Raw genomic sequence first — 257 nt, 5'->3', positions numbered from 1 at the left:
ATAAAGAAAACTACTCCCCTCCCTTTGTAATGATTAATCATGATTCTGATTCCGTCAAGGAAATAGACGAGGTCCGTAGTGGTCTTGACTTTATGAAAATATTTTCTCAGTGGATTGGCATTAAGGATAAACGTATTAAATACGACTGCGATTACTTTGAGAATGTCAAATGTTTAAGTAAGGCTGTCGTATTAGACGGTAATTTACGTCCGACAGATTTTTCTAACCTACCATCAGACCCAGCAAGTACTTAATCC

At 37.0% G+C, this 257-nt stretch carries 1 protein-coding gene; it reads left to right on the top strand.

Annotation, left to right across the window (positions count from 1 at the left end; all coding sequences use genetic code 11):
- Nucleotides 1–254 (top strand): hypothetical protein (locus ACM615_RS24200; RefSeq protein WP_431012679.1); only part of this gene is annotated, 254 nt, incomplete at its 5' end.
- Nucleotides 255–257: the final 3 nt, after the last annotated feature.

It is taken from the genome of Rahnella sp. PAMC25617, assembly GCF_050606005.1.
In the GTDB taxonomy this organism is placed as follows: Bacteria; Pseudomonadota; Gammaproteobacteria; order Enterobacterales; family Enterobacteriaceae; genus Rahnella; species Rahnella variigena.
This window is presented reverse-complemented; position numbering and strand designations above follow the sequence as displayed.